The 23,005-nt window shown below is 69.6% G+C and carries 25 protein-coding genes; 11 read left to right on the top strand and 14 right to left on the bottom strand.

The window, feature by feature from the left end; translation table 11 throughout:
* The first annotated feature begins 32 nt into the window (after positions 1-32).
* From ACIPV2_RS11820 to ACIPV2_RS11800, 5 genes are all read left to right on the top strand, one after another.
* The gene (locus ACIPV2_RS11820; protein WP_101188460.1) at positions 33-368 is read left to right on the top strand and encodes a PadR family transcriptional regulator; all 336 of its coding nucleotides are present in this window, start codon (positions 33-35) and stop codon (positions 366-368) included.
* The gene (locus ACIPV2_RS11815) at positions 365-964 is read left to right on the top strand and encodes an HAAS signaling domain-containing protein (protein WP_400841487.1); all 600 of its coding nucleotides are present in this window, start codon (positions 365-367) and stop codon (positions 962-964) included. Before ACIPV2_RS11820 ends, ACIPV2_RS11815 begins: the two co-directional genes overlap by 4 nt.
* A gap of 130 nt (positions 965-1,094) precedes the next feature.
* Positions 1,095-2,456, top strand: a complete 1,362-nt coding sequence (locus tag ACIPV2_RS11810; protein WP_400841484.1) for a protein kinase — start codon at positions 1,095-1,097, stop codon at positions 2,454-2,456.
* A gap of 45 nt (positions 2,457-2,501) precedes the next feature.
* Positions 2,502-2,990 carry a YajQ family cyclic di-GMP-binding protein gene (locus tag ACIPV2_RS11805; protein ID WP_271639493.1) on the top strand — a complete coding sequence of 163 codons (489 nt, stop codon included), beginning with the start codon at positions 2,502-2,504 and terminating at the stop codon, positions 2,988-2,990.
* A gap of 214 nt (positions 2,991-3,204) precedes the next feature.
* A complete protein-coding gene (locus ACIPV2_RS11800; RefSeq protein WP_400841480.1) occupies positions 3,205-3,849 on the top strand; it encodes a GntR family transcriptional regulator in 645 nt (214 codons plus the stop codon).
* Here ACIPV2_RS11800 and ACIPV2_RS11795 read toward each other — a convergent pair.
* Genes ACIPV2_RS11795 through ACIPV2_RS11775 form a run of 5 tightly spaced genes read right to left on the bottom strand, consistent with a single transcriptional unit; the run spans position 3,842 to position 9,249 of the window.
* Positions 3,842-4,843 (bottom strand): alpha/beta hydrolase, encoded by a 1,002-nt coding sequence (locus tag ACIPV2_RS11795; protein WP_400841478.1) that lies wholly within the window; start codon positions 4,841-4,843, stop codon positions 3,842-3,844. The genes ACIPV2_RS11800 and ACIPV2_RS11795 overlap by 8 nt on opposite strands.
* A 26-nt stretch (positions 4,844-4,869) precedes the next feature.
* The gene (locus ACIPV2_RS11790) at positions 4,870-6,243 is read right to left on the bottom strand and encodes an FAD-dependent oxidoreductase (RefSeq protein ID WP_400841476.1); all 1,374 of its coding nucleotides are present in this window, start codon (positions 6,241-6,243) and stop codon (positions 4,870-4,872) included.
* Between the two features lie 13 nt (positions 6,244-6,256).
* Positions 6,257-7,318: a polyprenyl synthetase family protein gene (locus ACIPV2_RS11785; RefSeq protein ID WP_400841474.1), complete on the bottom strand. Its 1,062-nt coding sequence runs from the start codon at positions 7,316-7,318 to the stop codon at positions 6,257-6,259.
* Positions 7,319-7,376: 58 nt separating this feature from the next.
* Positions 7,377-8,645 carry an isochorismate synthase MenF gene (locus tag ACIPV2_RS11780; protein WP_400841472.1) on the bottom strand — a complete coding sequence of 423 codons (1,269 nt, stop codon included), beginning with the start codon at positions 8,643-8,645 and terminating at the stop codon, positions 7,377-7,379.
* Between the two features lie 49 nt (positions 8,646-8,694).
* Positions 8,695-9,249: a DUF402 domain-containing protein gene (locus ACIPV2_RS11775; protein ID WP_400841470.1), complete on the bottom strand. Its 555-nt coding sequence runs from the start codon at positions 9,247-9,249 to the stop codon at positions 8,695-8,697.
* Between the two features lie 77 nt (positions 9,250-9,326).
* On the opposite strand from ACIPV2_RS11775, the gene ubiE reads away from it, so the two are divergent.
* The gene (gene ubiE / locus ACIPV2_RS11770; protein ID WP_400841469.1) at positions 9,327-10,040 is read left to right on the top strand and encodes a bifunctional demethylmenaquinone methyltransferase/2-methoxy-6-polyprenyl-1,4-benzoquinol methylase UbiE; all 714 of its coding nucleotides are present in this window, start codon (positions 9,327-9,329) and stop codon (positions 10,038-10,040) included.
* Between the two features lie 103 nt (positions 10,041-10,143).
* Here ubiE and ACIPV2_RS11765 read toward each other — a convergent pair whose 3' ends face one another.
* The gene (locus tag ACIPV2_RS11765; RefSeq protein WP_400841467.1) at positions 10,144-10,998 is read right to left on the bottom strand and encodes a polyphosphate kinase 2 family protein; all 855 of its coding nucleotides are present in this window, start codon (positions 10,996-10,998) and stop codon (positions 10,144-10,146) included.
* Between the two features lie 98 nt (positions 10,999-11,096).
* Here ACIPV2_RS11765 and rmuC point away from each other — a divergent pair, with 98 nt between their 5' ends.
* Positions 11,097-12,674 carry a DNA recombination protein RmuC gene (gene rmuC / locus ACIPV2_RS11760; RefSeq protein WP_400841465.1) on the top strand — a complete coding sequence of 526 codons (1,578 nt, stop codon included), beginning with the start codon at positions 11,097-11,099 and terminating at the stop codon, positions 12,672-12,674.
* 10 nt (positions 12,675-12,684) lie between these two features.
* On the opposite strand, the gene menD is transcribed toward rmuC, so the two are convergent.
* Positions 12,685-14,442 carry a 2-succinyl-5-enolpyruvyl-6-hydroxy-3-cyclohexene-1-carboxylate synthase gene (gene menD / locus ACIPV2_RS11755; protein ID WP_400841463.1) on the bottom strand — a complete coding sequence of 586 codons (1,758 nt, stop codon included), beginning with the start codon at positions 14,440-14,442 and terminating at the stop codon, positions 12,685-12,687.
* Positions 14,439-14,780 (bottom strand): PLD nuclease N-terminal domain-containing protein, encoded by a 342-nt coding sequence (locus ACIPV2_RS11750; protein ID WP_400841461.1) that lies wholly within the window; start codon positions 14,778-14,780, stop codon positions 14,439-14,441. The genes menD and ACIPV2_RS11750 overlap by 4 nt, the downstream gene beginning before the upstream one ends.
* A gap of 86 nt (positions 14,781-14,866) precedes the next feature.
* Between ACIPV2_RS11750 and ACIPV2_RS11745 the strand changes: the two genes are divergently transcribed.
* Positions 14,867-15,133, top strand: coding sequence for a DUF4229 domain-containing protein (locus ACIPV2_RS11745; RefSeq protein ID WP_400841459.1), 267 nt, complete (start codon positions 14,867-14,869; stop codon positions 15,131-15,133).
* A 6-nt stretch (positions 15,134-15,139) separates the two neighbouring features.
* Here the strand turns inward: ACIPV2_RS11745 and ACIPV2_RS11740 are convergent, their stop codons facing one another.
* From ACIPV2_RS11740 to ACIPV2_RS11730, 3 genes are read right to left on the bottom strand one after another with little or no spacing between them, the layout of a single operon-like run.
* Positions 15,140-15,436 carry a DUF4287 domain-containing protein gene (locus tag ACIPV2_RS11740; RefSeq protein WP_400841457.1) on the bottom strand — a complete coding sequence of 99 codons (297 nt, stop codon included), beginning with the start codon at positions 15,434-15,436 and terminating at the stop codon, positions 15,140-15,142.
* 31 nt (positions 15,437-15,467) lie between these two features.
* Complete coding sequence (locus ACIPV2_RS11735) at positions 15,468-16,433, bottom strand: 1,4-dihydroxy-2-naphthoate polyprenyltransferase (RefSeq protein ID WP_400841455.1); 966 nt, start codon at positions 16,431-16,433, stop codon at positions 15,468-15,470.
* Positions 16,434-16,486: 53 nt separating this feature from the next.
* Positions 16,487-16,936: an Lrp/AsnC family transcriptional regulator gene (locus tag ACIPV2_RS11730; RefSeq protein ID WP_400841454.1), complete on the bottom strand. Its 450-nt coding sequence runs from the start codon at positions 16,934-16,936 to the stop codon at positions 16,487-16,489.
* Positions 16,937-17,008: 72 nt separating this feature from the next.
* Between ACIPV2_RS11730 and ACIPV2_RS11725 the strand changes: the two genes are divergently transcribed.
* Both ACIPV2_RS11725 and ACIPV2_RS11720 read left to right on the top strand, forming a co-directional pair.
* Entirely contained in the window at positions 17,009-18,469 is a 1,461-nt protein-coding gene (locus tag ACIPV2_RS11725) for a DUF6421 family protein (protein WP_400841452.1), read from the top strand.
* An 8-nt stretch (positions 18,470-18,477) separates the two neighbouring features.
* Positions 18,478-19,119, top strand: coding sequence for an SDR family NAD(P)-dependent oxidoreductase (locus tag ACIPV2_RS11720; protein WP_400841450.1), 642 nt, complete (start codon positions 18,478-18,480; stop codon positions 19,117-19,119).
* Between the two features lie 24 nt (positions 19,120-19,143).
* Here the strand turns inward: ACIPV2_RS11720 and ACIPV2_RS11715 are convergent, their stop codons facing one another.
* Together ACIPV2_RS11715 and ACIPV2_RS11710 are read right to left on the bottom strand one after the other, a co-directional pair.
* Complete coding sequence (locus tag ACIPV2_RS11715; protein ID WP_400841448.1) at positions 19,144-19,755, bottom strand: GNAT family N-acetyltransferase; 612 nt, start codon at positions 19,753-19,755, stop codon at positions 19,144-19,146.
* Positions 19,752-21,239 carry an MFS transporter gene (locus ACIPV2_RS11710; RefSeq protein ID WP_400841446.1) on the bottom strand — a complete coding sequence of 496 codons (1,488 nt, stop codon included), beginning with the start codon at positions 21,237-21,239 and terminating at the stop codon, positions 19,752-19,754. The genes ACIPV2_RS11715 and ACIPV2_RS11710 overlap by 4 nt, the downstream gene beginning before the upstream one ends.
* A gap of 82 nt (positions 21,240-21,321) precedes the next feature.
* Here ACIPV2_RS11710 and ACIPV2_RS11705 point away from each other — a divergent pair, with 82 nt between their 5' ends.
* Positions 21,322-22,389: a threonine aldolase family protein gene (locus tag ACIPV2_RS11705; RefSeq protein ID WP_400841443.1), complete on the top strand. Its 1,068-nt coding sequence runs from the start codon at positions 21,322-21,324 to the stop codon at positions 22,387-22,389.
* A 12-nt stretch (positions 22,390-22,401) separates the two neighbouring features.
* Here the strand turns inward: ACIPV2_RS11705 and ACIPV2_RS11700 are convergent, their stop codons facing one another.
* Entirely contained in the window at positions 22,402-22,992 is a 591-nt protein-coding gene (locus ACIPV2_RS11700; protein ID WP_400841441.1) for a DUF4916 domain-containing protein, read from the bottom strand.
* Positions 22,993-23,005 lie beyond the last annotated feature (13 nt).

Below are 23,005 nucleotides of genomic sequence, written 5' to 3'. Positions count from 1 at the left end.
ACTGTCTTGTCACGCATGCTAGCTTGTCGTGCATGACAGTCGACGTCGGGGCGCAGATGCGCAAGGGGGTGGTCGAGTACTGCGTGCTCGGTCTGCTCGCCCGTGAGTCGATGTACGGCTGGCAGCTCGCGGAATCGCTCACCGATGCGGGGCTGATCGCGAGCATCGGGACCCTCTATCCGCTTCTTGCGCGACTGCGCGAGAACGGCTGGGTGTCGACCTTCGACCAGCCCTCCGAATCGGGGCCGGTGCGCCGCTACTACCGGCTGACCGAGGCCGGCGTGGGGCAACTCGCCCTCTTCCGTGCGCAGTGGGCGCCCTTCGCTCGCACCGTCTCGTCGCTCGTCAGAGAGGAACGACCTTCATGACCACAGCAGCCGCCTACCTGGCGCGTCTCGACGCGGCCCTTCAGGACGTGCCGCACGGGATCGCCTCCGAGATCCGCAATGGCATAGCCGAGGAGCTCACCGGTCTCGACGCGGATGCCACAGCCAGACGGATCGCTCAGCTGGGGGATCCTGCGGAGATCGCCCGCGAGGCGATGGATGCGGGGACGCCGCGTCCGATCGCACCGATCGCCATGGCGACCCCCTCCCCTCGCCCCCCGCTCACCCGTTCTCGCGGGTACGCGATAGCCGCCGCGATCGCCCTGGGGGTCGGCGGGTTCATCGTTCCCTTCGCCGGATGGTTCATCGGCGTCGTGATGGTGCTCACGTGCGGGCTGTGGCGGACGTACGAGAAGCTGATCGCGGTGCTGCTGCCGTTCGTCACCCTTGCGCTGATGGCTGGTGTCGTGACTCTGGTGAGCTGGCTCAGCGCTCCTACTGGCGGCGGCGAGGAGACGAACCCGCTCCTGCCGAGCGGATTCGCCGCGTGGCACTCGAGCATCCTGGTCAGCTACGTCATGTTCCCTGTCTGCGGGCTGTGGCTGCTCTGGCGGCTGCGGGCCCGCGCCGCGCGCTGAGGCCCACAGCTCGGACCTGCGCCTTGCACGTTCGAAGATCGTCGTCAAGGCGGGAGACGACCGCCCCGCGCGCGACCTAGCTTGGGGAGGGTCGCGGCGCCCCGAGCCGTGCCGGATTCCGGAGTTCCCGATGGACACGATCGACGGTGAGGTCACCGCTCCCCTCCTCGACGGGCGATACCGACTCGACGGATGCGTGGGCCGCGGCGGAACCTCGATGGTCTATCGCGCCCACGACACCCTGCTGCGGCGCACCGTCGCCATCAAGCTGCTTCGTGCCGACGACGAGATGCCTCTGGAGTCCGAGCGGATCCACAGCGAGACCGCGCTGCTGGCATCCCTCTCGCATCCCTCCCTCGTCGCGCTCTACGACGCGAGCCTCGACCTGCCCCACCCGCGCTATCTGGTGATGGAGTTCATCGACGGCCCCACGCTCGCCACCCATCTCACGCGCGGACCGCTCAGTCGTCGCGAAGCCGCTGCGATCGGTCGCGATCTCGCGGATGCCCTGCGGGTCGTGCATCAGCGCGGCATCGTGCACCGCGACGTGAAGCCGTCGAACGTGCTGCTCGCGCGTGCCGACGGCAATGACGGGTGGACCGCGAAGCTCACCGATTTCGGCATCGCCTACCATCCCGACGAGGCGAGGCGCACCTCCCCCGGTATCGCGATCGGCACAGCCGCTTACATGGCGCCCGAGCAGGTGCGGGCCGATCCGATCACCCCCGCCGCCGACATCTACTCCCTCGGGCTGGTGCTGCTCGAGTCGCTCACCGGCGAGCCGGCCTTCCCGCGCACCCGCGACGTGCAGACCGCGCTCGCGCGACTGGTCAGCGCGCCGAGCATCCCGGACGAACTCGGAGCCGAGTGGGCGCAGCTGCTGCGCCGGATGACCCACAGCGAGCCCGACCAGCGCCCGACGGCGGCCGAGGTCGTGCACGAGGTGTCGCTCATGTCGACGGATGCCCGTGATGACACGACCGGAGTGACGAAGGCGCTGCCGGCGGTCTCCATCGCCACCCCCGTGGCGCCGAAGATCGCCTCGGCGACGACTCCCGATGTGCAGGAGCGCCGGCCCGTGCGTCGCCGGACGATGGGTCTGTTCGCCGCCGCTGCCGCGGCTGCGGCGGTGCTCGCGGGCGGCTGGATGGCCTCGCCGGCCGGCACTTCCCCGACGCCGACGGCCACTCCCGCGCAGGTCGCGGAGACGCCCGCCGCTCCGGATGCCGATCAGCCGGTCACCACGCCGATTGCCGAGACCCCGGTCGAGCCCGTTGAGCCGGTCCAGCCGGCGTCGCCCGTGCAGCCTGCGCAACCAGCCGAGTCGGAGGTGAAGACGGCGGGCAGCACCACCGGCGAGAACGCGAGCGGAAATCCGAACGCCGGCCCGGGGAACAACTCGGGAAGCTCGCCGGAGACGAACTCCGGCAAGGCCGCCGGGAAGAGCGACTCCCCGCAGGGCAACGGCAACGGCAACGGCAACGGCAAGTGATCCAGTGCCCTCGGCGATCGCGACCGACGCTCTATGGTGGTAGTCATGGCTGACTCTTCGTTCGACATCGTCTCCAAGGTTGACCACCAGGAGGCGGACAACGCTCTCAACCAGGCGCGCAAGGAGATCGAGCAGCGCTACGACTTCAAGGGCACCGGCGCCTCGATCTCGTGGAGTGGCGAGCAGATCGTGATCGTCGCGAACTCCGAGGAGCGCGTGAACGCGGTTCTCGACGTGTTCCAGTCGAAGCTGATCAAGCGCGGCATCTCGCTGAAGAGCCTCGAGTCGGGTGAGCCGGTCGCGAGCGGCAAGGAGTACCGCCTGACCTCGAGCCTGAAGGACGGCATCTCGAGCGAGAACGCGAAGAAGATCGGCAAGATCATCCGCGACGAGGGCCCGAAGGGCGTGAAGAGCCAGATCCAGGGCGACGAGCTGCGCGTGCAGTCGAAGAGCCGCGACGACCTGCAGTCCGTGATCGCACTGCTCAAGGGCAGCGACCTCGACATCGACCTGCAGTTCATCAACTACCGCTGACCACCGTCTCGGCCGAGAGCCGCGCTCACTCGATGAGCGCGGCTCTCGTGCATTCTCCCGCCCGGTGAGCGTGCGCTTCCGGGCGGGTCGGTCGCGCTCGCGACCCCGCCGATGAGCGCAGCGGGCCGTGTCGCACCCGGTGGGTAGAATGCCGGTGTATGGGTTGTATGGGGCAACCCGGGGGGCGCCGTCAGGCGCAATTGGGGAGAGATACATGATCGACGTCGAACGACCCGCGAGAGCGGAGATCGCGGCAAAGAAGCAGCTTCTTGCCGAAGGGCTGTTCCACCTGATCGGCGAGCGGATCGTGAGCGGCGAACTCGCTCCGGGAGCACGGATCCGCGACAGCGAACTCGCCGTCGAGCTGTCGGTGTCGCGCACGCCCGTCCGCGAGGCGCTGCAGCGGCTCGAGCGCATCGGCCTGGTCACGATGTACCCGAGCAGGTACACGGAGGTGTCGTCGGTCACGCCCGGTCAGGTCGCGACCGCACACGTCTTCGCCGGACTGCAGGCGAGCATCGTCGCGCGCCTGGCCTGTCCTCGGCTGAAGCCGAGCGAGGTGAAGACGGTCTCCCGGCTCATCCGCGCCGTGGCGGCCGACGTTTCGGACGCCGTCTCGACCTCTGCCGCGCGGCGCGCGCTGATCGAGTACCTGGCGGCGCGCTGCGGCAACGCACTGCAGCAGGCGCTGATCGACGAGGTCAGCCTCGCACTCGCGCGTGCGCTGCAGACGTACGAAGTGCCCGCCGACAAGCATCCGTCGGTCATCACCGCGTGCGCAGATCTGGAAGACGCCTTCCAGCGCGGCGATGCGGATGCCGCCGAACAGGCGTGCCGGCGGATGTACTGGATCATCTGAGCGAGGAGCCGGCGTGCGCCCAGCCTCGCACCCAGCGGTCGAGGCGCGCGTATGCCTCGTTGCGCGCTTCGCGGCGTGACAGGAAGACGTCGTGCAGCGCCGCGTCGATCCGCTCGACGGTCACCGAGCTGCCGAGCTTGAGCGCGGCTCGGGCGATGTCGTCGACGACGAGCACGCTGTCGGCAGAGGTCAGCTCATCGGACCATCGCGTGGGCAGAGCGGACCGGGCCGAGAGCAGCACGCAGACCGGCACCTCGATGCTCAGGCCGCGTGACACGGCTGCGTGCCCGGCGAGCACCGCGCGCAGCCAGCCGGCGTGCACGGTCATCGCCTGCTCCGGCCGCCACAGCGGATTCACCTCGACCGGATCGTCGGGATCGGCCACCTCGCGCTGCGCCTGGGTGTAGAAGCCGAGGTCGACCTGCGGGGCTGCCTCCATCGGGCGCAGCCGGGCCTGCAGCTCGACCACCGGGGTGATCGCCGCACGGGCGGCGCCGAGCTGGAACTCCAGCCACGGCGCGTTGAGGATGACCGCGTCGACCTCACGCGGATGCCGCGATGCCCACAGGCTGAGGATGAGCCCGCCTGTGGAGTGCCCGAGCAGCACGAGGCGCCGGCCCGAGGCATCCCCTCTCGCCTCCAGCGCCGCCGCGATGTCGGCGTCGTACTCGGCGAGATCCGTCACGTAGCCGGGCGTCTGGCCCGGTCTCAGGCTGCGGCCGTACTTTCGCAGGTCCAGGGCGAAGAACCGCGCCCCACGATCGTTCCAGAATCGGGCGAGACGCTTCTGGAAGAAGTAGTCCGACCAGCCGTGCACGTAGAGCACGTCGACGTCGGCAAGCGGACGACGGTCGCCACCCAGCCGCCACCACGGCACAGGATCGGGCAGCGAGCGCACGACCGTCGCGACGAGCTCCCCCTCGACGTCGTCTCCGAGCGGCAGGGTGAGCTGCTGGAAGCCCTCACCGAGGACATCGGGAACCCACTCGGCCATGCCTTCAACCTAGCGGGCGCGAGTGCTCACTCCGCGCGCGAGATGCGCACCATCTCCTCGCGCGGCACGAGCTTCACCCGCGCGCGCTCATGCGGGGCACCGAGATCGATCTCGTGCGCGTCGAGCCGGTGCCAGCCCTCGAGGTCGGTCCATGCCACACCCCGCTCGGCGAGCAGCGCCGGGATCGCCTCGTCGGACGGGTCCTCCGGCTGCCACCACGAGCCCTGGTCGTTGATCAGATGCCGCACGGTCTCCATGGCATCCGACTTGGTGTGGCCGATCAGGCCGACCGGCCCGCGCTTGATCCAGCCGGTGGCGTAGATGCCGGGCACGAGCTGGTTGGACTTCGTCTCGAGCACCTGCCCCTCGCGGTTGGGGATCACGCCGTGCTTCTTGTCGAACGGCACACCGGGCAGCGGCGATCCGAAGTAGCCGATCGCGCGGTACAGGGCCTGCATCGGCACCTCGCGCAGCTCTCCGGTGCCGACCGCGCCGCCGGCGCCATCGGACTTCGTGCGCTCGTAGACGAGCGCCGCGACACGACCGTTCTCGTCCTTCTTCACCTCGACCGGGCGCGCCCAGAAGTGCAGGTGCAGGCGACGGGATGCCGTGCCACCCGCGTTGTTCACCGAGTCGAGCTTGCGCCACGACTGCATGACGCGGTCCATCACCATGACCTGCTTGTTGCTGGCGACGGCCTGGAGCGATGCCTCGTCGTAGTCGAAGTCCTCGTCGTACACGACCATGTCGACATCGCGCAGCTCGCCCAGCTCGCGCAGCTCGAGCGGGGTGAACTTCACCTGCGCAGGGCCGCGACGGCCGAACACGTGCACGTCGGTGATGCGGCTGGCCTTCAGGCCCTGGTAGACGTTCTCGGGCACCTCGGTGACCAGCAGGTCGTCGGCATGCTTGGCGAGCATGCGGGCGACGTCGAGCGCGACGTTGCCGTTGCCGATGACGCCGACCGACTCGGCATCCAGACTCCACTCGCGGGGGACATCCGGATGCCCGTCGAACCAGCTCACGTACTCGGCCGCGCCGAACGAGTGGTCGGCGTCGATGCCGGGGATGTCGAGCGACGAGTCGCGCACGGCGCCGGTGGCGAAGATCACCGCGTTGTAGTGACGCTTGAGGTCGTCGATCGTGATGTCGGTGCCGAAGCGCACGTTGCCGAACAGGCGGATGTCACCCCGGTCCAGCACGTCGCGCAGCGCCGTGATGATGCCCTTGATGCGCGGGTGGTCGGGGGCGACGCCGTAGCGGACCAGACCGTAGGGTGCGGGCAGCTGCTCGAAGAGGTCGATGGAGACATCGAACTTGCGCTCGGCCTTGAGCAGGAGGTCGGCGGCGTAGATGCCTGCCGGTCCCGCCCCGACGATGGCCAGCTTGAGCTTCGTCATGGGGTTCCTTCCGTCAGCTGCTGCGATCAGCGAGAGTCTCCGCGAACCGGGTCAGCGCGTCGCGCACGGTGCCCTTGGGCAGCGGCTCGAGCGCGGCGACGGCGTCGGCCGTCCAGGTGCGGGCGAGAGTCAGGGTGCGCGCGGTGGCATCGTTGTCACGCAGCTCTGCGAGGGGTCCGTCGAGCACGGCAGGGTCTTCGCCCTCGGCGATCCGCGCGACGCCCTCATCGATGCGGCGCGCGAGGTCGACGTCCTCAGGAGCCGTACTCGTCTTCAGCAGCAGCGACGGCATCGTCGGCACGCCCGCGCGCAGGTCGGTGCCCGGCACCTTGCCGGTCTCCTCGGCATCGGCCGAGAGGTCGATCACGTCGTCGAGCAGCTGGAAGGCCACGCCCACCTTCTCGCCGTAGACGCGCAGCGGCTCCTCGAACTCGGCCGGCGCGTTCGAGAAGATCGCACCGCCCTTGGTGGCCGCAGCGATCAGCGAGCCGGTCTTGTCGGCGAGCACCTGGATGTAGAAGTCGATCGGGTCGTCGCCCGGCTGCGCACCCACGGTCTCGCGGAGCTGGCCGAGCACGAGACGCTCGAACGTGTCGGCCTGCAGGCGCATCGCGCGGTCGCCGTACCGGGACATGATCTGGCTGGCGCGCGAGAACAGGATGTCGCCGGTGAGGATCGCGACGTTGTTGCCCCACACCGCGTGGGCGGCGGGCACGCCGCGGCGGGTGTCGGCGCCGTCCATGACGTCGTCGTGGTACAGCGAGCCGAGGTGGGTGAGCTCGAGAGCCTTGGCGACGTCGACCACTGCGGCGGTGCTGCCGTCGCCGAGCTGGGCGGTGAGCAGAGTGAGCACCGGACGGATGCGCTTGCCGCCGGCCTCGTAGAGGTAGCGCGCGGCGGCATCCGCGATCGAGTCGGCGACCTTGACCTCTTCGGCGATGCCCGCCTCGACCAGGTCGAGACCGGCCTCGATGCGCGAGGCGACGCGACGCGCGCCGGGGCCGAGGAAGATGCGGTCGCTGAAGCCGAGTCGGCTCGCCAGTCGCGTGCCCGGGGTCGCGGGGCCTGAAGTCACGTACTCAACCCTACCTTCGCGGCGACGGGTGACGGCACGGCGGACGCGCAGAGATCGCTCACGCGAGAGCGTCGACGAGGGGGCGGAATTTCACGCGCGTCTCGAGCAGCTCCGACTCCGGCTCGCTGCCCGCGACGATGCCCGCGCCGGCGTACGCCGTGACGCGCCGCGCACCGGATGCCGCTCGAGGGGCGTCGCCGAACTGCGCGCAGCGCAGCGCGATCGCCCATTCGCCGTCGCCGGCGGCGTCGATCCAGCCGACCGGCCCGGCGTAGCGCCCCCGGTCGAAGGGCTCGATGCGGCGGATCGCGGCGATCGCGGCATCCGTCGGCGTGCCGGCGACAGCCGCGGTGGGGTGCATCGCCCCGACCAGGTCGAGCGACGAGGCGCCGTCGCTCAGCTGCCCCGCCACGTCCGTCGCGAGATGGAAGAGATTGGGCAGCTCGAGCACGAACGGCTCGGCCTGGGCGTCGAGCGCGCTGGTGTGCGGGTCGAGCGCGGCGAGAACGCTCTGCACGGCGTACCGGTGCTCGTCGAGGTCCTTGCCGCTCGCGGCGAGTGCAGCGGACGCCGCATGATCCTCGGACGGGTCGGCGCCGCGCGCCGCGGTGCCGGCCAGCACGCGTGCCGTGACCACTCGCTCGTGTGCGGTGACCAGCGTCTCGGGGCTGGCGCCGATGAGGCCGTCGACGGCGAAGGTCCACGTGTCGGGGTACCCGGTCGCGAGCGCGCGCACGAGGCGTCGCAGGTCGGCGTCGCCGGGGACGGTGCCGGTCAGGTCGCGGGCGAGCACGACCTTGCTGTACGCGCCGGCGGCGATCTCGTCGAGCGCGCGGCGCACGGCATCCTGATACCCCTGCGGCGTCTGCGCGCCGGGCCCGACGCGACCGGCCCAGTGCGGGCCGAGGGGTGCAGAGTCGGGGATCGGGGCGAAGTCGGCGTCGGCAGCCGGGCGGATGCGCGTGATCCAGCTGCGTCCGGCACGGAGGCCGATCACCGTCTGCGGCACGAGCAGCACGCTGTCGGACGACGAGTCCTCATCGAAGGCCAGCGCGCCGAAGCCGACGAGCCCGGTGCCCGAGAGGCGCACGTCGTCGTCGATCTCGGCCAGGGCCGCGATCTCGCGCCACGCGTCGGCGATGACGTCGCTGCGAGTGCGTCCGGAGCCGGCCGGGATGCGGATCACGGCAGCGACACCGTCACCGGCGGCCACGATGCCCTCGCCACGGCGCAGCCACGCCAGGGGCCGGACGGCGGAGGTGTGTGCCAGCAGATCGTCCACGGGTGGGATCTCGCGGGTCTGCGCGACCAAGCGGATGCTGCTCACCCGTACAGCCTATCGGCCGGTCGAATGGGCGGGATTCGCGCGGCGGGCGTCAGCGGTCGAGGCCGAGCGCGATGAGGCGGTCGATCCACGGATCGGCGGTGGCGTCGTCGAACGGGGCGACCTGCGCGCGCACCTGATCCTCGAGTTCGAGTGCGCGCGTTTCGAGGTGGGTCATGACCTCGGCCGGGTAGCCGTAGCGGATGCTGTGCTCGGCCCACTCGTCGCGGTCGTCGACATAGGTGCCCTGCTCGTTGAGCCGGCGCACCACGTCGAGGTCCATGTCGATCGCCGTCGACAGCCGAGGATCGTCTGTCCAGCGCAGATCCAACGCGAGGTCGATGTAGACCCGCAGATGGCGGGGATGCCCGCGATGCACGGTGAGCGCGAAATCGGTGTGGTCGCGCGGCACGAGCGTGACGTTCGGCGACTCGGCGACGAAGTCGGCTCCGGGGCGGTGACTGCGCCACCCGACCGGCTGTCCCACCCAATCGCCCCACTCGTCGGCGCCCAGGTAGACGACGTCGTTGTTCCAGTGCGGCGAGCCATCCCACTTGCGCCAGGTCATGGCCATCGGCGTGCCGGGCTCGGGTCGGTTCGCGATCACCCGGCGAGTCTATGCCCGGCGCCGGACGTGCCCGGATGCGCGAAGCGCACGGCATCCGGTCGCTTTAGGATCGAAGCATGCAGCCGAACCGCGCCGATCTCGGCAAGAACCCCTCCCGCGTCAGCGGCATGTTCGACCAGGTCGCGAAGGGGTACGACCGCACGAACACGGTCATGACCCTCGGCAACGACGCGCTGTGGCGGGCGGCGACGACCCGCGCGGTCGCGCCGAAGCGCGGCGAGCGGATCCTCGATCTGGCTGCGGGCACGGCATCCTCCTCGGCATCCCTCGCCGCGAGCGGAGCGCAAGTCGTCGCCGCCGACTTCTCCCCCGGGATGCTGGCGGAGGGCCGCCGCAGGCACGGCCACCTGCACAACATCATCTTCGTCGAGGCGGATGCCACGGACCTGCCCTTCGGCGATGAGGAGTTCGACGCGGTCACCATGTCGTACGGCCTGCGCAATGTGCAGGACCCGAAGAAGGCGCTGCGCGAGCTGCTGCGCGTCACCAAGCCCGGCGGACGCATGGTGATCAACGAGTTCTCCACCCCTCCCGGGCGCTTCTTCCGCGGGTTCTACGACTTCTACAACGCGCAGGTGCTGCCGCGGGTCGCTCGTCTGGCCGGCACGAATGGCGACGCCTACGACTACCTGAACGAGTCGATCCGCGACTGGCCGGATCAGCGCACGCTGGCGACATGGATCCGGGAGGCGGGCTGGGCGGATGTCGAGTACCGCAACCTCTCGTTCGGCATCGTCGCGCTGCACCGCGCCCGCAAGCCGCGCGCCTGAGTCGCGCTCCGGCGGGTCCACGCCTGCACAGATCTCCCCGTTCTGCACACGGATTCGGGGATTTTATGTGCAGAACGGGGGAAAGTGTGCAGCGGCGTCCGCCTCAGCTGGCCGCGAGGCGCTTCTTCTCGGCCTCGACGTCGAAGTCGGCGGCGGGCCACTGCGGGTCGATGTCCTCCAGGGCGTCGATGAGCAGCTCCTGCACGGCGAGGCGCGCGTACCACTTGTGGTTCGCGGGCACGACGTACCAGGGCGCATCCGGCGTCGAGGTGCGCTCGAACGCGGTCTGATAGGCCGCCATGTAGTCGTCCCAGAGCATCCGCTCGTCGACGTCGCCGCGGTTGTACTTCCAGTGCTTGTCGGGACGCTCGAGCCGCTCCATCAGCCGATCCTTCTGCTCGTCGCGCGAGATGTGCAGCATGACCTTGACGATGCGGGTTCCGGATGCCGCGATGCGGCGCTCGAAGTCGACGATCGCGCCGTACCGGCGCTCGATCTCCGCCTCGTCGGCGAGGTGGCGCACGCGGCCGATCAGCACATCCTCGTAGTGCGAGCGGTCGAAGACGCCGATCATGCCCGGCCGGGGCAGACGCTTCTGGACCCGCCAGACGAAGTCATGCGCGAGCTCCTCTTCGGTCGGCGCCTTGAACGCAGCGAGCTCCACGCCCTGCGGATCCACCCCGCCGACGACGTGTCGCACGATTCCGCCTTTGCCCGCGGTGTCCATCGCCTGCAGCACGAGCAGCACGGCGTCATGCCCATCGCCCACATGGCTCGCCGCGAACAGCCGCTCCTGCAGTTCGTCGAGCCGCTGCTCGCGCTTCTCGAGCAGTGCGGTGCCCCGGCTCTTGTCGCCGTCGAAGCCGGGGTGCGCGCCGGCGTCGACGTCGGCGAGCGAGAAGCCCTTGCGCACCCTGAGCAGCTCTGCCGCTTCGGTCGTCCACGTGTGCGTCGCCATGCAGACATCATGCCCCGTCGGCGAGCGTGGACGACAGTGCGCCGCACTGAGCGAGCCTGCGAGTCGAAGTGTCGGTGGCCGGCCTCACAATCGGAGTCATGGACAGCACCGTTCTCATCATCGTCATCGCGGTGATCACAGCCGCCCTCGCCGGAACAGCCGGCTTCCTGCTCGGCGCGCAGCGCGGCCGGTCGGCCGATGCCGGGCAGCGCGCCGAAGTCGCTGCGGCGCGGCTGCGGATCAGCGCGCTCGAGCGGGATGCCGAGGCACTGCGCGCCGAGACCGTCTCACGCGTGCAGGAGGAGCGGGCGCTGGCCGATCGTCGCGTCGCGGAGGCCAGGCAGCTGCACGAGACGGCACTGGCTGACGTTCGACGCGAGGCTCAGGAGCGGCTCGAGCATGAGCGGGCCGAGCACGGGCGGCGACTGACCGAGGTGCGCGAAGAGGCCGACGCGGATGTGCTCGCGGAGCGCCGCCGCGCGACGGAGCGCCTGGAAGAGCTGAAGGCCGATCAGAAGCGGCTCGCCGATGAGTTCGACGCGCTCAGCCGCAGGGCGCTGGAGGCCAATACGAAGGCGTTCCTGCAGCAGGCGGAAGAGCGACTCAAGCGCAGTCAGAGCGAGGGCGCGGCCGAGCTGCAGAAGCGACAGGATGCCGTGCAGCAGCTCATCGACCCGATCCAGAAGACGCTCGACACCGTGAAGTCCGAGATGACGACCGCTGAGAAGACACGGCTGGAGGCGCACGCGGCTCTCGCCGAGCAGCTGCAGATCATGCGCCAGTCGTCGGAGACGCTCGGTTCCGAGACGCGCAACCTCGTCAACGCGCTGCGCGCGCCGCAGGTCCGCGGTCGCTGGGGCGAGCTGCAGCTGCGGCGCGTGGTCGAGGCATCGGGCATGGTGAATCACGTCGACTTCGACGAGCAGATGCACCATGCCACGGACGACGGGGCGCTGCGCCCCGACCTCGTCGTGCACCTGGCCGGCGACAAGCGCGTCGTCGTCGACTCGAAGGTGGCGTTCAGCGGATATCTCGAGGCGATGGAGGCCACCGACGACACTGTCCGCGCGCAGCGGCTGCAGGCGCACGCCCGTCATCTGCGCAAGCACATCGACGACCTGGGTGCCAAGGAGTACTGGGATGTCGTGGCCGGGTCGCCTGAGTTCGTCGTCATGTTCGTGCCCGCCGAGCCGTTCCTGGCCGCTGCACTCGATCAGGACGCGACGCTCTACGAGTACGCCTTCGAGCGCAACGTCGTGATCGCGACGCCCTCGACGCTCGTCGCGCTGCTGCGCACTGTCGGGCACGCCTGGCGGCAGGACCAGCTGGCGCAGGAGGCGCAGCAGATCTTCACTGTGGGCAAAGAGCTGCACAAGCGCCTCGGCACGCTCGGCCAGCACCTGGCGAAGCTCGGCCGCAGCCTCAACTCGACGGTCGATGCGTACAACCGGTTCGCGGGCTCGCTCGATCGCAACGTCGTCACGCAGGCCCGCCGCTTCAGCGCCCTGCAGGGACTCGACGACGTGCTCACCGAGACCCAGCCGGTGGAGGCGCAGGCCGTCGCGCCGCAGAAGAGCGACCTGTACGAGCTCGAGACGGGCGGCGACGGTGAGCCCTCGTCCGACGAGCGCTACGCGAGTGCCGACCTGGGCGAGATCACCCAGCGCCTCGGCTGACCACCCCCGCTCAGCGCTCGAGCGGCACCTCGATGATCTGCGGTCCGGTGATCGCGGAGGTCAGCGCCTGGTCGAGCGCGGAGCGCGTCGTCACCCGCTGGTGCTCCCAGCCGTAGGCGGCGGCCAGCTCGGCCAGCTGCACGCCGTGCGGGGTGTAGAACGCCCGATCGAGGTCGGTCTGCGCCGCCGATGCGGCCACCTCGAGACCATCGAAGATCGTCCCGCCTCCGTCGTTGCCGACGATCACCTGGATCCGAGGCGCCGGCTCGTCACCCGGCAGCAGCAGCGCGCCGACATCGTGCAGGAACGCCAGGTCGCCGAGCAGCACGCGGGTCACGCCCGGTGCGCCGTCTGCCTGACTGGCCAGCGCGATGCCGATCCCCGTCGCCACGGTGCCGTCGATGCCGGCCAGCCCACGGTTCGCGTGGACCGGAACCTTCTTGCCCCCGAGCACCTCATCCGCCACGCGAACCAGACGCGACGATCCGAACACGAGCCGATCGTGGGGCCAGGTGGCACGCCACACGGCATCCGCCAGAATCCGCCGGTCGACGCGCTTGCGCACCGCGTCGAGCTCGGCGCGCACGGCGTCGAGCCGCTCGGCGCTGTCGTCGGAGTACAAGCCCTTCTGGTCAGGCGCCGGCGCGCTGAGGTCCACCATGCGCGACTGCGAGGCCAACATCCACTCCCCCAGCCAAACCCTGTCCGCCGCACCGGTCTCGACCGCGACCGCTGCAACGGCGTGCGTGCGGCCGTTGAGGTTCAGCGCCTCGCCGCCGCGTCGCACCGCGATGACCTCGACGTCGGGTCGAGCGAGCAGCCCGGCCACCTCGCGGCTGAGGGTCGGATGCCCGAACACCACGGCCCGCTCGATGCGGCCGCCCAGTGCTGCTTCGCGCAGCAGCTCTCGGTACCCGTGCACGAGCAGACGCCCGAAGCGAGCTCCGCTGACGATCTCGGCGATGAGAGGCCAGCCTCCCTCGTGCGACAGCTCCTCGGCATCCGGACCGGCATCCGCCCCCGCGATGACCACCGTGCGCGGCCCACGCGAGAGCACCACGGGCTCGACGGCTTCCGGCGTCGGCAGCTCGCCCACTGTCGCCGTGACGTCAGCGGCGGCGGACAACGGCTCACGAGTGGGCAGATTCAGGTGCAGGGGACCGGCGACTCCCGGCAGCCCTTGTCCCTCGAGACCGAGCGCCGCGCGCACAGCGCGCTCCCCGAGACCCGACCACGCCGTCGGCGATCTCAGATCGTCCGTTCCCTCACCGGCGTGTGCGCCCTCGACGCTCCGCCGCGCGGCGACTTCGTCTGTGATTCCCGACGAGGCAGCCGCCGAGCCCGGCACCTCGGCGTCGACGTGCAGGCGCACGAACGAACCGAAGATCCCCGGCTGCATGGTCGCCTGATTCGCGCCCACACCGCGCAGCTCGGGCGGTCGGTCAGCGGTCAGCAGCAGCAGGGGCACTCCGGAGTGGAAGGCCTCCATGGCCGCCGGCAGCAGGTTGCCCGCGGCCGTGCCCGATGTGCACACCACGGCGGCCGGAGCGCCCGTCTCGCGCGCCAGCCCGAGCGCCGTGAACCCGGCAGCCCGTTCGTCGATGCGCACGTGCACCCGCAGTGATCCACTCCGAGCAAGTGCGGTCGCGGCCAGCGCGAGGGCCTGCGAGCGCGAGCCCGGTGAGAGCACGAGGTCGCGCACGCCGTGCGCGATGAGCTCAGCGAGCAGATCCGCCGCCGCGTCACTCGCGGGCGAGGCGCCCGTCACGAGCGCGGATCCGTGCCGTCGGTCTCGTCATCGAGGCGCGCGAGCTCCTCTTCCAGCTGCCGGATCCGGGCATCCTGCTCTGCCGTGCTCATGCTCCGCAGCGCCGCCGGATCGTCGTCGGGCCCGGTCACGAAATCACTGACCCGCTCACCGCGGCGACGACGCCCGATCCAGAACCAGAGGATGCCGCCGATGACCGGCAGCAGCAGCACGATCAGAACCCAGGTGCCCTTCGCCACTCCGCGGTGCCGGTCGGCAGGCTGCGCGGCCACGTCGACGATGCTGAACACCCAGAAGATGACAGCCAGAAAACCGCCGACGATCAGGAGACGAGCCATGCTCCCAGTCTAGATCTCCCCGCGCTGCCTGGACCCGGCCGACCGCCGTACAGCCGGCGCCTAGACCCCGCTCGTAGACTGTCGGAGTGAAGTTGCCACCCCTCCTCGTCTACACCGTGCTGCGGCTGCTGGCGTTCGTCGTGCCGCTCGGGATCCTGTGGCTGTTCCCCGTCTTCCGCGAGTACTGGTGGCTCGCCGCTCTGTTCGCCGCCCTGATCGGCATGAGCATCTCGCTGCTGTTCCTGCGGGCGCCGCTGTCGCGGGCATCCCGCGAGATCTACGCGAAGCGCAACCGCGACCAGGGCCGGGGGCAGACCGACGAGGACGCGGAGGACGCGGCGTCGGGCGCCTGACGCACCTCAGCCAGCGGATGCCGGGTTGCTGGCCTTGCCCTCGAGCCATAGGGTGCTCGAGGGATCGGCGTGTGCGCCCTCGCTGCCGACGTGCGTGTCGGCGATCTGCGGCCCCTTGGTGATCACGTGCACGAGGGCCATGCCGTAGCCGCGCGAGAGGTCGTAATCGGCCTTCAGCCATTCGAGGATCGGCGTGGCCTTCGTGCCGGGCCCGAAGCCCTTCTCTGACGCCAGGTCGATGAACTGACGCGGGGTGAGACCGGTCTTGGTCTCGATGTTGTCGAGGTAAGCCTGAAACGACATGGCGCCCCTTCTCTCGAATCTGCCGTCGACGTCAGCCGACGAGCGCCCAGTAGATGACGCCAGCGTAGGCGAGCGCGGTGAGCGATGTGAGGCCGAGCGCGGCGACCAGCTCGCGGGGGTGTCGGTGGAACCAGACGATGACGATCGCCACCAGCCCTGCGAGCAGGGCCAGCATCGCCAGCCACGCGATCGGGTAGAGCAGGGCGATCCATGCGGCGAGCGCGAACGGGATCAGCACGAACAGCGTGAACAGCACCTGGGTGGCGCGCTTGCCGATCAGCACCGACAGGGTGCGCTTGCCGACGGCCCGATCCTGATCGATGTCGCGCAGGTTGTTGGCGAGCAGCACGGCGCACGCGAACAGACCCGCGGCGACGGCGACGACCCAGGCGACGGTCGGCAGGTGCTGCACCTGCACCCACGTCGTGCCGAGGGTGGCGACGAGCCCGAAGAACACGAAGACGAACAGCTCGCCCATCGCGTTGTAGCCGTACGGGCGCTTGCCTCCGGTGTAGAACCAGGCGGCGACGATGCACAGCGCGCCGACCGCGAGCATCCACCACTGCTGGGAGCGGATGACGATGGCCAGCCCGACCACGGCGGCGAGCGCGAAGAAGACCAGGGCGACCAGCAGCACGCGCTTCGCCGGGACGCGACCCGAGGCGGTCAGGCGCGCGGGCCCGACGCGCTCGGCGTCGGTGCCCCGGATGCCGTCGCTGTAGTCATTGGCGAAATTGACGCCGATCTGCAGCAGCACCGCGACGGCCAGGCAGGCGAGGGCGATCACCCAGTGGAAGAGATGGTCGACCGTCTGTGCCGCGCCCGTCCCGAGCACGACCGGGGCGACGGCCAGTGGCAGGGTGCGCAGGCGCGCGGCGCCGACCCAGTCTCCGGCGGTCACGGGCTCGAGGGCGAGCACCGGACGCTTCGTCGGGTTGCCGCTGGTGCGACGCTGCTGTGGAGCGCGCTTCTTCGTCTTCTTGGAGGAACCTGCCACGGCAGAGATCCTACTGTTCGCGCCTCTGCGTGCCGCGGCGGTGCACTCCTGACTCAGGCGGGGACCACGATCGGCCGGCGCTCGTAGAAGGTCTGCAGCACAACCGTCGTCCGTGTACGGACGTTGGCTGCGACCCGGATGTCGCGGACGAGCTGTTCGAGAGCCCGCGGCGACGCCACGCGCACGAACAGCATGTAGGCGGCGTCGCCCGCGATCGAATGGCAGGCCTCGATCGCACTGAGGTGCTCGAGCAGTTCGGGAGCGTTGTCGGGCTGGGCCGGGTCGAGGGGCGTGATCTCGATGAACGCCGACAGCGGCGAGCCCACCTGCTCGGGATCGAGCACCGCCTGGTAGCCGACGATCACCCCGCGGGACTCGAGTCGCTTCAACCGGGACTGCACGGCCGAGGTCGACAGGCCGACCATCTCGGAGAGCTGCGCGAGGGTGGCGCGCCCGTCGCGGGAGATGGCGGCGAGGAGAGCGTGATCGACAGTGTCATCCATAGATGGAATAATAGGGGTGAAACATGTCTCACGCCGGAAATTCTCCGGTCTACCTCACGATCGGAGGGTTCGATGTCCACCATCACCAGCGCCACTTCCAGCATCATCGGTGCACCTGAGCGAGCGGAGCGAGACGTCGTGGACGCCTCGACCGCCGAGCACAGCGCTGCCTGGAAGCTGCTCAAGGATGCGGCGATCGCGATCCGCCCTCTGCAGGTCAAGGACGGGTCCATCCCTTCGACAGGCTCAGGGACCCAGGCGGATGCCCACGAGGCCGCCGCAGGTCACGTGGCGTCCATCGTCGCGGGCATCCGGGCTCTCGCCCCCGCCTTCCCGCACGACGCGGCCTACCTCGACGCCCTCGTCGTCGACTTCCAGCGCTGGGCCGATGGGGGCTTCGGTGTGCCGGACTTCCTTGACTCGCTGATGGCGTTCCAGCCGCAGCAGCACCGCGTCGACGGCATCCGTCACCTCGTCGTCTTCCCGATGTACACGCAGAACGGCTCGAGCGACCGCCTTGTCGAGGCGCTGATCGTCGAGACCATCTGGCCCGAGTTCATTGCCGAACTCGAGGCGGGCGACTACGGCAACAAGCTGTTCGTCTCGCTGCGCCTGGTCGACTTCACCCCCGGCTACGACACCAACTCCGCGGTGCTGTTCCCCGAGACCGTCGCCATGCGCGAGATCCCGTCGTTCACGTGGGGCGCGATCTTCCAGGACCGCGAGGCGGCGCGCTACCGCCGCGTCGTGCGCGCAGCATCCGAGATCACCAACCTCGACCTGCCCGAGCGCGCCAGGGCGATGCTCGACGACCAGCAGATGACTGAGAAGACGTTCGTGATGTGGGACATCATCCACGACCGCACGCACATGCGCGGCGACCTGCCCTTCGACCCGTTCATGATCAAGCAGCGGATGCCGTTCTTCCTCTACTCACTCGAGGAGATGCGCTGCGACATGACGGCCTTCCGCGAGTCGGTGAAGATCGAGCGCGCGTTCGACGCTCGCGTCGCCGCGGGTGAGACCCTCTCCGAGACCGAGCGGGAGATGCACGACTACGCGCACCTCGTGCAGTACGCGGTCATCTTCGACCGCATCTTCCGGTTCGCGATCACGGGCAACCGGGTGCGCAACTACGACGCGGTCGGCGGCCAGCTGCTGTTCGCGTGGCTGCACCAGCGCGGCGTGCTGCACTGGACCGACACGGCGCTCACCTTCGACTGGGACAACGTGCCCGACGCGGTGGTCGCCCTGGGCGATGCGATCGACGACCTGTACTGGCACTCGATCGACCGCCCGAAGGTGGCGCACTGGCTGGCGGCGTACGAGCTGGTCCGGGGCACCCTCACACCGCACCCGGCATCGAAGTGGGCTCGTGGCCTCTCCGACGAGATCCTCGCCGGCGCACCGAAGGGATACACGGACGCCGTGATGGACGACGAGTTCCCGCTGTCGATGTTCTTCGAGACGCTCGACAAGAAGATGAAGCCGGTCATCGAAGCGACCGTGGGCATCCGCGGCACCGATCTGTAACCGACCGCATGAGCATCCACCGCACTGTCGTCCTGGCGGGCGCCACCAGCGACGCCGGCCTCGCCACCGCCGCCGCGCTGATCGCCGCCGGGGCGCGGGTGATCGCCACCGGGCGCTCGGAAGAGCGTCTGGCGCCGCTTCGGGATGCCGGGGCGCAGACCGAGATGGCCGACGCCACGTCCTTCGCCGAAATGACCGCCCTGGCCGGGAAGCTCGGGGCCGTCGACGCGGTGGTCCCGCTCGTCGGGGGCTGGCGCGGGGGTGGCGGCTTGGCCGGGCAGAGCGATGAGGACTTCGATGCACTGCTGCCCGCGTTGCAGGCCGTGCGCGCGACGAGCCGCGCCTTCGACGCGGCGATCAAGGCGTCGGATGCCGGGCGCTTCGCGATCGTGTCGTCGACGGTGGTGACAAGGCCCCTGGCCGGCGGAGCCAACTATGCGGCCATGAAGGCCGCGAGCGAGGCCTGGGCACGCGGTGTCGCACACGGTTACGCGAAGAACGCTCGGGATGCCGGCGGGAAGCTGCGTACAGCATCGGTCATCTTCCGCGCCGAGGGCGGGCTGCAGGCCGACCTGCTGTCGCGCGCAGTGGTCGCCCTGTGGGCCCTGGATGCTGCGGAGCTGAACGACACCATCATCACGCTGAGCTGAACATCACATCTGGCTGCGCCCCGGTCAGAGCTCGAGGCGCATGACCACGCGGCGGACGGTCGGGCGGGAGATTTCCCGGAACCCCGCGGCGAGGAACGGGCCGACAGAGCCCACGTTCATCTCACCCCAGGTCACCGTGCCACCGGAGGTGAGCATCGGGTAGCCCTCGATTGCTGACGCGCCCTGCGCTCTGGCGTGCTCGACAGCGCCGGCTACCAGCGGATAGGTCACACCCTGGCAGCGATACCCCGGCCGCACGATCAGGCATGCGATCGACCACACCGACTCGTCTTCCTTCTGCTCAGAGCGGCCCTTCCACGGGACAGGCGAGTTGCGCAACCGCGCGTACACGCTGCGCCGGTCCACCGCGCACCAGCCCACGGGCTCATCACCGGCAAAGGCGACGACACCGATCGTCTCATTCGCCCGCGGGTCATCGCAGCGCAATTCGCTGCGGAACAGCGCCTTCCGCTCGTCGACCGGCATGTACCACCAGTCGCCGTCACCGAGCCGCTGCCGCTCGCACTGGCACTGCCGAGCGGTTCCGGTGAGGACCTTCTGCAGGTCGTCCCAGCTCACGAGGTTGGCCGGTGTGACGCGCACCTCCCCCGCGGTGGGATCGACCGTGGGCGTCATGGGCGCTGCTCGTCGGTCTCGGGTGCCTGCAGAGTGTCGTCGACTGCCCGCTCAGACTGGTTCGCGCCCGCCTGGCCGCCGCGCGCCGCCACCGGGTCGAGGGCGAGGTCGGTCCGCAGCGCCGGCTCGCTGTCCGAGTCGCTCAGACCGGATGCATCCGCCTCGTCGGGCTCGGGCGCCCGCGCGTACAGCTCAGTGAGCAGCCGGTACGAGCGGGTGAGGAACGCGAGACCGGCAACGATCACCATGATGATGCCGGCGAACAGGCAGATCAGGGCGATGCCGCGGGCCTCGCCCTCTCCGAGCAGCCAGCCCCACTGCATCCGTCCCTCGTCACTGCGCATGTACGGGATGATCAGGAACTCCGCCAGCGGCGCGATCAGGAACGCGGTCACGGGCGCGGCGGCGGCCTCCATCGCCTGCGCCATTCCGAAGACGCGGCCCTGCCTGGCGTACGGCACGACCTTCTGGATCACCGTCTGCTCGGCCGCCTCGACCGGCGGTACCATCATCATGTACAGCCACATGCCGACGACGAACAGCGGCCACCACTCCCGCAGCATGAACACCGCGCCGAGAACGCCCATGCCGGCGACGACGAGCAGCATGGTCCGCACGGGCCGCGCGCCGAGACCGAACTTCGCGACCAGCGCGCCGCCGATGAGGAATCCGGTCGATGCGAACGCCAGCGCGATGCCCCACATCTGCGCCGAGAAGAGCGTGAGGCCATACGGATCCATCAGCGCCATGTAGACGCCCCCGATGAGGTTGTTGAACGTCGAGAACACGATCAGGGCGAACAGCCCTGGCGCCGCGCGGATCGCCTTCACGCTGCCGTGGAAGTCGAGCGCGCTCGGCGCGTCGGGGTCGCGCTGCGGGGCATCCTCCGGGATGCGGATGAACAGCAGGTGGGCGAACGTCACCCCCATCGCGACGATCGCGATGATCAGGGTCCATCCCATGCCGAGGAAGCCGATCGACAGCCCCGAGAACACACTGGTCACGAGGAACGCGATGCCCTGCACAGTGCCGACCAGGCCGTTGGCGTTCGCGTGCTTCTCTTCGGGGATCAGCAGCGTGACCGTCGTCGACAGCGCGATGCTTCGCAGCTGCTCGATGACGCCGCCGATGAGGATGATCAGCGCGAACGCCCAGAACCACGGACCGCCGATGTCGAGCAGCGCCGACTCGGGCTGCCACAGGTAGAGCACGCCCGCCGCGCCGAACGCGACGGCGGAGACGACGCTCGAGAGGAGCATCACGGTGTGCTTGCGATAGCGGTCGACGATGGTGCCGAACACCATCGAGAAGAAGGCGATGAGCAGCATGTATGCGCCGCCGATGACACCCGTGGCGAGCACGGACTGCGTCTGGATGTACACCCAGAACGTGAGCGCGAACCACAGGAAGCTGGTCGTCACGTTGGCGATCAGCGTGTTCACGAGCACATTCGTGAACGCCCTCGTCTTCGCTGCTGCGGTCACGGGTCGAGGGTAATCCTGGCCACCGACATCCGACAGGCCTCCGCCGCAGATCCGTGCATCCGCCAACCACTAAAATCAGACGGTGAGCACTCTGCATGACACCGCCGTCCGCGGCTTCGCATCCGACAACTACTCCGGCATCCATCCGGAGGTGCTGGCTGCGATCGCCGCGGCCAACGACGGCCATCAGATCGCCTACGGCGAAGACCAGTACACCGAGCGTCTGCAGCAGGTGTTCCGCTCGCACTTCGGCGAGAGCGCGCGGGCCTTTCCCGTCTTCAACGGCACCGGCGCCAACGTCACCGGCCTGCAGGCCATGCTTCCCCGCTGGGGTGCGGTGATCTCCGCATCCACCGCCCACATCAACGTCGATGAGGGTGGCGCGCCCGAGCGCATCGGCGGCTTCAAGCTGCTCACCGTCCCGACCGACGACGGCAAGCTCACCCCCGAGCTCGTCGACCGCGAGGCGTGGGGCTGGGGCGACGAGCACCGCGCGCAGCCCCTGGTCGTCTCGATCACGCAGTCGACCGAGCTCGGCACGCTCTACACCGTCGACGAGATCAGGGCTCTCGCCGACCACGCGCACGAGCGCGGCATGAAGCTGCACCTCGACGGCGCCCGCATCTCGAATGCCGCTGCCGCTCTCGACGTGCCGCTCGACGCCTTCACGACCGATGCCGGCGTCGATGTGCTCAGCTTCGGCGGCACGAAGAACGGCGCGATGCTCGGTGAGGCGATCGTCTTGCTGAACCCGGATGCCGCCGAGGGCCTGCTGTACAGCCGCAAGTTCAACATGCAGCTGTCGTCGAAGATGCGCTTCGTGTCGGCGCAGCTCATCGCCCTGCTCGAGGGCGACCTGTGGCTGCGCAACGCCAGGCACTCCAACGCGATGGCCCAGCGCCTGCGTGCCGAGGTCGAGCAGGGCATCGCCGACAGCAGCATCCAGGGCGTCTGCTTCACGCAGCCCACTCAGGCGAACGGGGTGTTCGCGACGCTGCCGGACGGCGTGGCCGACCGGCTGCGCGAGAAGTTCCGCTTCTACGACTGGGATGCCGCGCGCAATGAGGTGCGCTGGATGTGCTCGTTCGACACGCAGGAGTCGGACGTCGACGCCTTCGTCGCCGAGCTGGCGCGCCTGACCACGGCCTGAGCCGCGCTCGGCTCAGCGCAGCAGACCGAGGTGCGCGAGCGCCTGGCGGATGAGGGTGCCGCGACCGCCCTCCAGGTCGGCGGCGAGCGCATCGGACGCGGCCTCCTCCGGTGAGAACCAGGTGACCTCGAGGGCGTCCTGCCGCGGCTCGCAGGTGCCGGTCACCGGCACCACGAAAGCCAGCGACACCGCGTGCTGACGGTCGTCGTGGAACGCGCTCACGCCCGGGATCGGGAAGTACTCGGCCACCGTGAACGGCGCAGGCGACGCGGGCAGCAGCGGGAAGGCCATGGGACCGAGATCGTTCTCGACATGGCGGAACAGCGCATCGCGGATCGTCTCGCCGTAGCGCACCCGGCCGGACACGATGGTGCGCGTGATCTCGCCGAGCGGGGTGGAGCGCAGCAGCACGCCGATGGACGTGACCTGTCCTGACCCGTCGGTGATCACGGGGATCGCCTCGACGTAGAGCATGGGGAGGCGGCGACGCGCCTCTTCGAGCTCGATGTCGGTGAGCCAGCCCGGGTTCGCGTCGCCCGGACGCGCGCCGTCGTAGCCGAAGTCGTCGGGCTCGGGGCCGGGATCTGGAGTGCGCACCGCCATGGGTCTTTTCTAC

Origin of the sequence: Microbacterium sp. NPDC089987 (assembly GCF_044748505.1) — a bacterium.
Classification (GTDB): domain Bacteria; phylum Actinomycetota; class Actinomycetes; order Actinomycetales; family Microbacteriaceae; genus Microbacterium.
Note: the sequence above shows the minus strand (reverse complement) of the source record. Positions and strands in the feature narration are given on the sequence as shown.

What these genes read in the sequence shown, in the direction of transcription:
- ACIPV2_RS11700 (WP_400841441.1), bottom strand. Translation starts at nt 22,992, where the DNA reads ATGGCGGTGCGCACTCCAGATCCCGGCCCCGAGCCCGACGACTTCGGC.
- ACIPV2_RS11765 (WP_400841467.1), bottom strand. Translation starts at nt 10,998, where the DNA reads ATGGCGACGCACACGTGGACGACCGAAGCGGCAGAGCTGCTCAGGGTG.
- ubiE (WP_400841469.1), top strand. Translation starts at nt 9,327, where the DNA reads ATGCAGCCGAACCGCGCCGATCTCGGCAAGAACCCCTCCCGCGTCAGC.
- ACIPV2_RS11800 (WP_400841480.1), top strand. Translation starts at nt 3,205, where the DNA reads ATGATCGACGTCGAACGACCCGCGAGAGCGGAGATCGCGGCAAAGAAG.
- ACIPV2_RS11740 (WP_400841457.1), bottom strand. Translation starts at nt 15,436, where the DNA reads ATGTCGTTTCAGGCTTACCTCGACAACATCGAGACCAAGACCGGTCTC.
- ACIPV2_RS11750 (WP_400841461.1), bottom strand. Translation starts at nt 14,780, where the DNA reads ATGGCTCGTCTCCTGATCGTCGGCGGTTTTCTGGCTGTCATCTTCTGG.
- ACIPV2_RS11725 (WP_400841452.1), top strand. Translation starts at nt 17,009, where the DNA reads ATGTCCACCATCACCAGCGCCACTTCCAGCATCATCGGTGCACCTGAG.
- ACIPV2_RS11820 (WP_101188460.1), top strand. Translation starts at nt 33, where the DNA reads ATGACAGTCGACGTCGGGGCGCAGATGCGCAAGGGGGTGGTCGAGTAC.
- ACIPV2_RS11810 (WP_400841484.1), top strand. Translation starts at nt 1,095, where the DNA reads ATGGACACGATCGACGGTGAGGTCACCGCTCCCCTCCTCGACGGGCGA.
- ACIPV2_RS11720 (WP_400841450.1), top strand. Translation starts at nt 18,478, where the DNA reads ATGAGCATCCACCGCACTGTCGTCCTGGCGGGCGCCACCAGCGACGCC.
- ACIPV2_RS11715 (WP_400841448.1), bottom strand. Translation starts at nt 19,755, where the DNA reads ATGACGCCCACGGTCGATCCCACCGCGGGGGAGGTGCGCGTCACACCG.
- ACIPV2_RS11795 (WP_400841478.1), bottom strand. Translation starts at nt 4,843, where the DNA reads ATGGCCGAGTGGGTTCCCGATGTCCTCGGTGAGGGCTTCCAGCAGCTC.
- ACIPV2_RS11730 (WP_400841454.1), bottom strand. Translation starts at nt 16,936, where the DNA reads ATGGATGACACTGTCGATCACGCTCTCCTCGCCGCCATCTCCCGCGAC.
- ACIPV2_RS11790 (WP_400841476.1), bottom strand. Translation starts at nt 6,243, where the DNA reads ATGACGAAGCTCAAGCTGGCCATCGTCGGGGCGGGACCGGCAGGCATC.
- rmuC (WP_400841465.1), top strand. Translation starts at nt 11,097, where the DNA reads ATGGACAGCACCGTTCTCATCATCGTCATCGCGGTGATCACAGCCGCC.
- ACIPV2_RS11815 (WP_400841487.1), top strand. Translation starts at nt 365, where the DNA reads ATGACCACAGCAGCCGCCTACCTGGCGCGTCTCGACGCGGCCCTTCAG.
- ACIPV2_RS11805 (WP_271639493.1), top strand. Translation starts at nt 2,502, where the DNA reads ATGGCTGACTCTTCGTTCGACATCGTCTCCAAGGTTGACCACCAGGAG.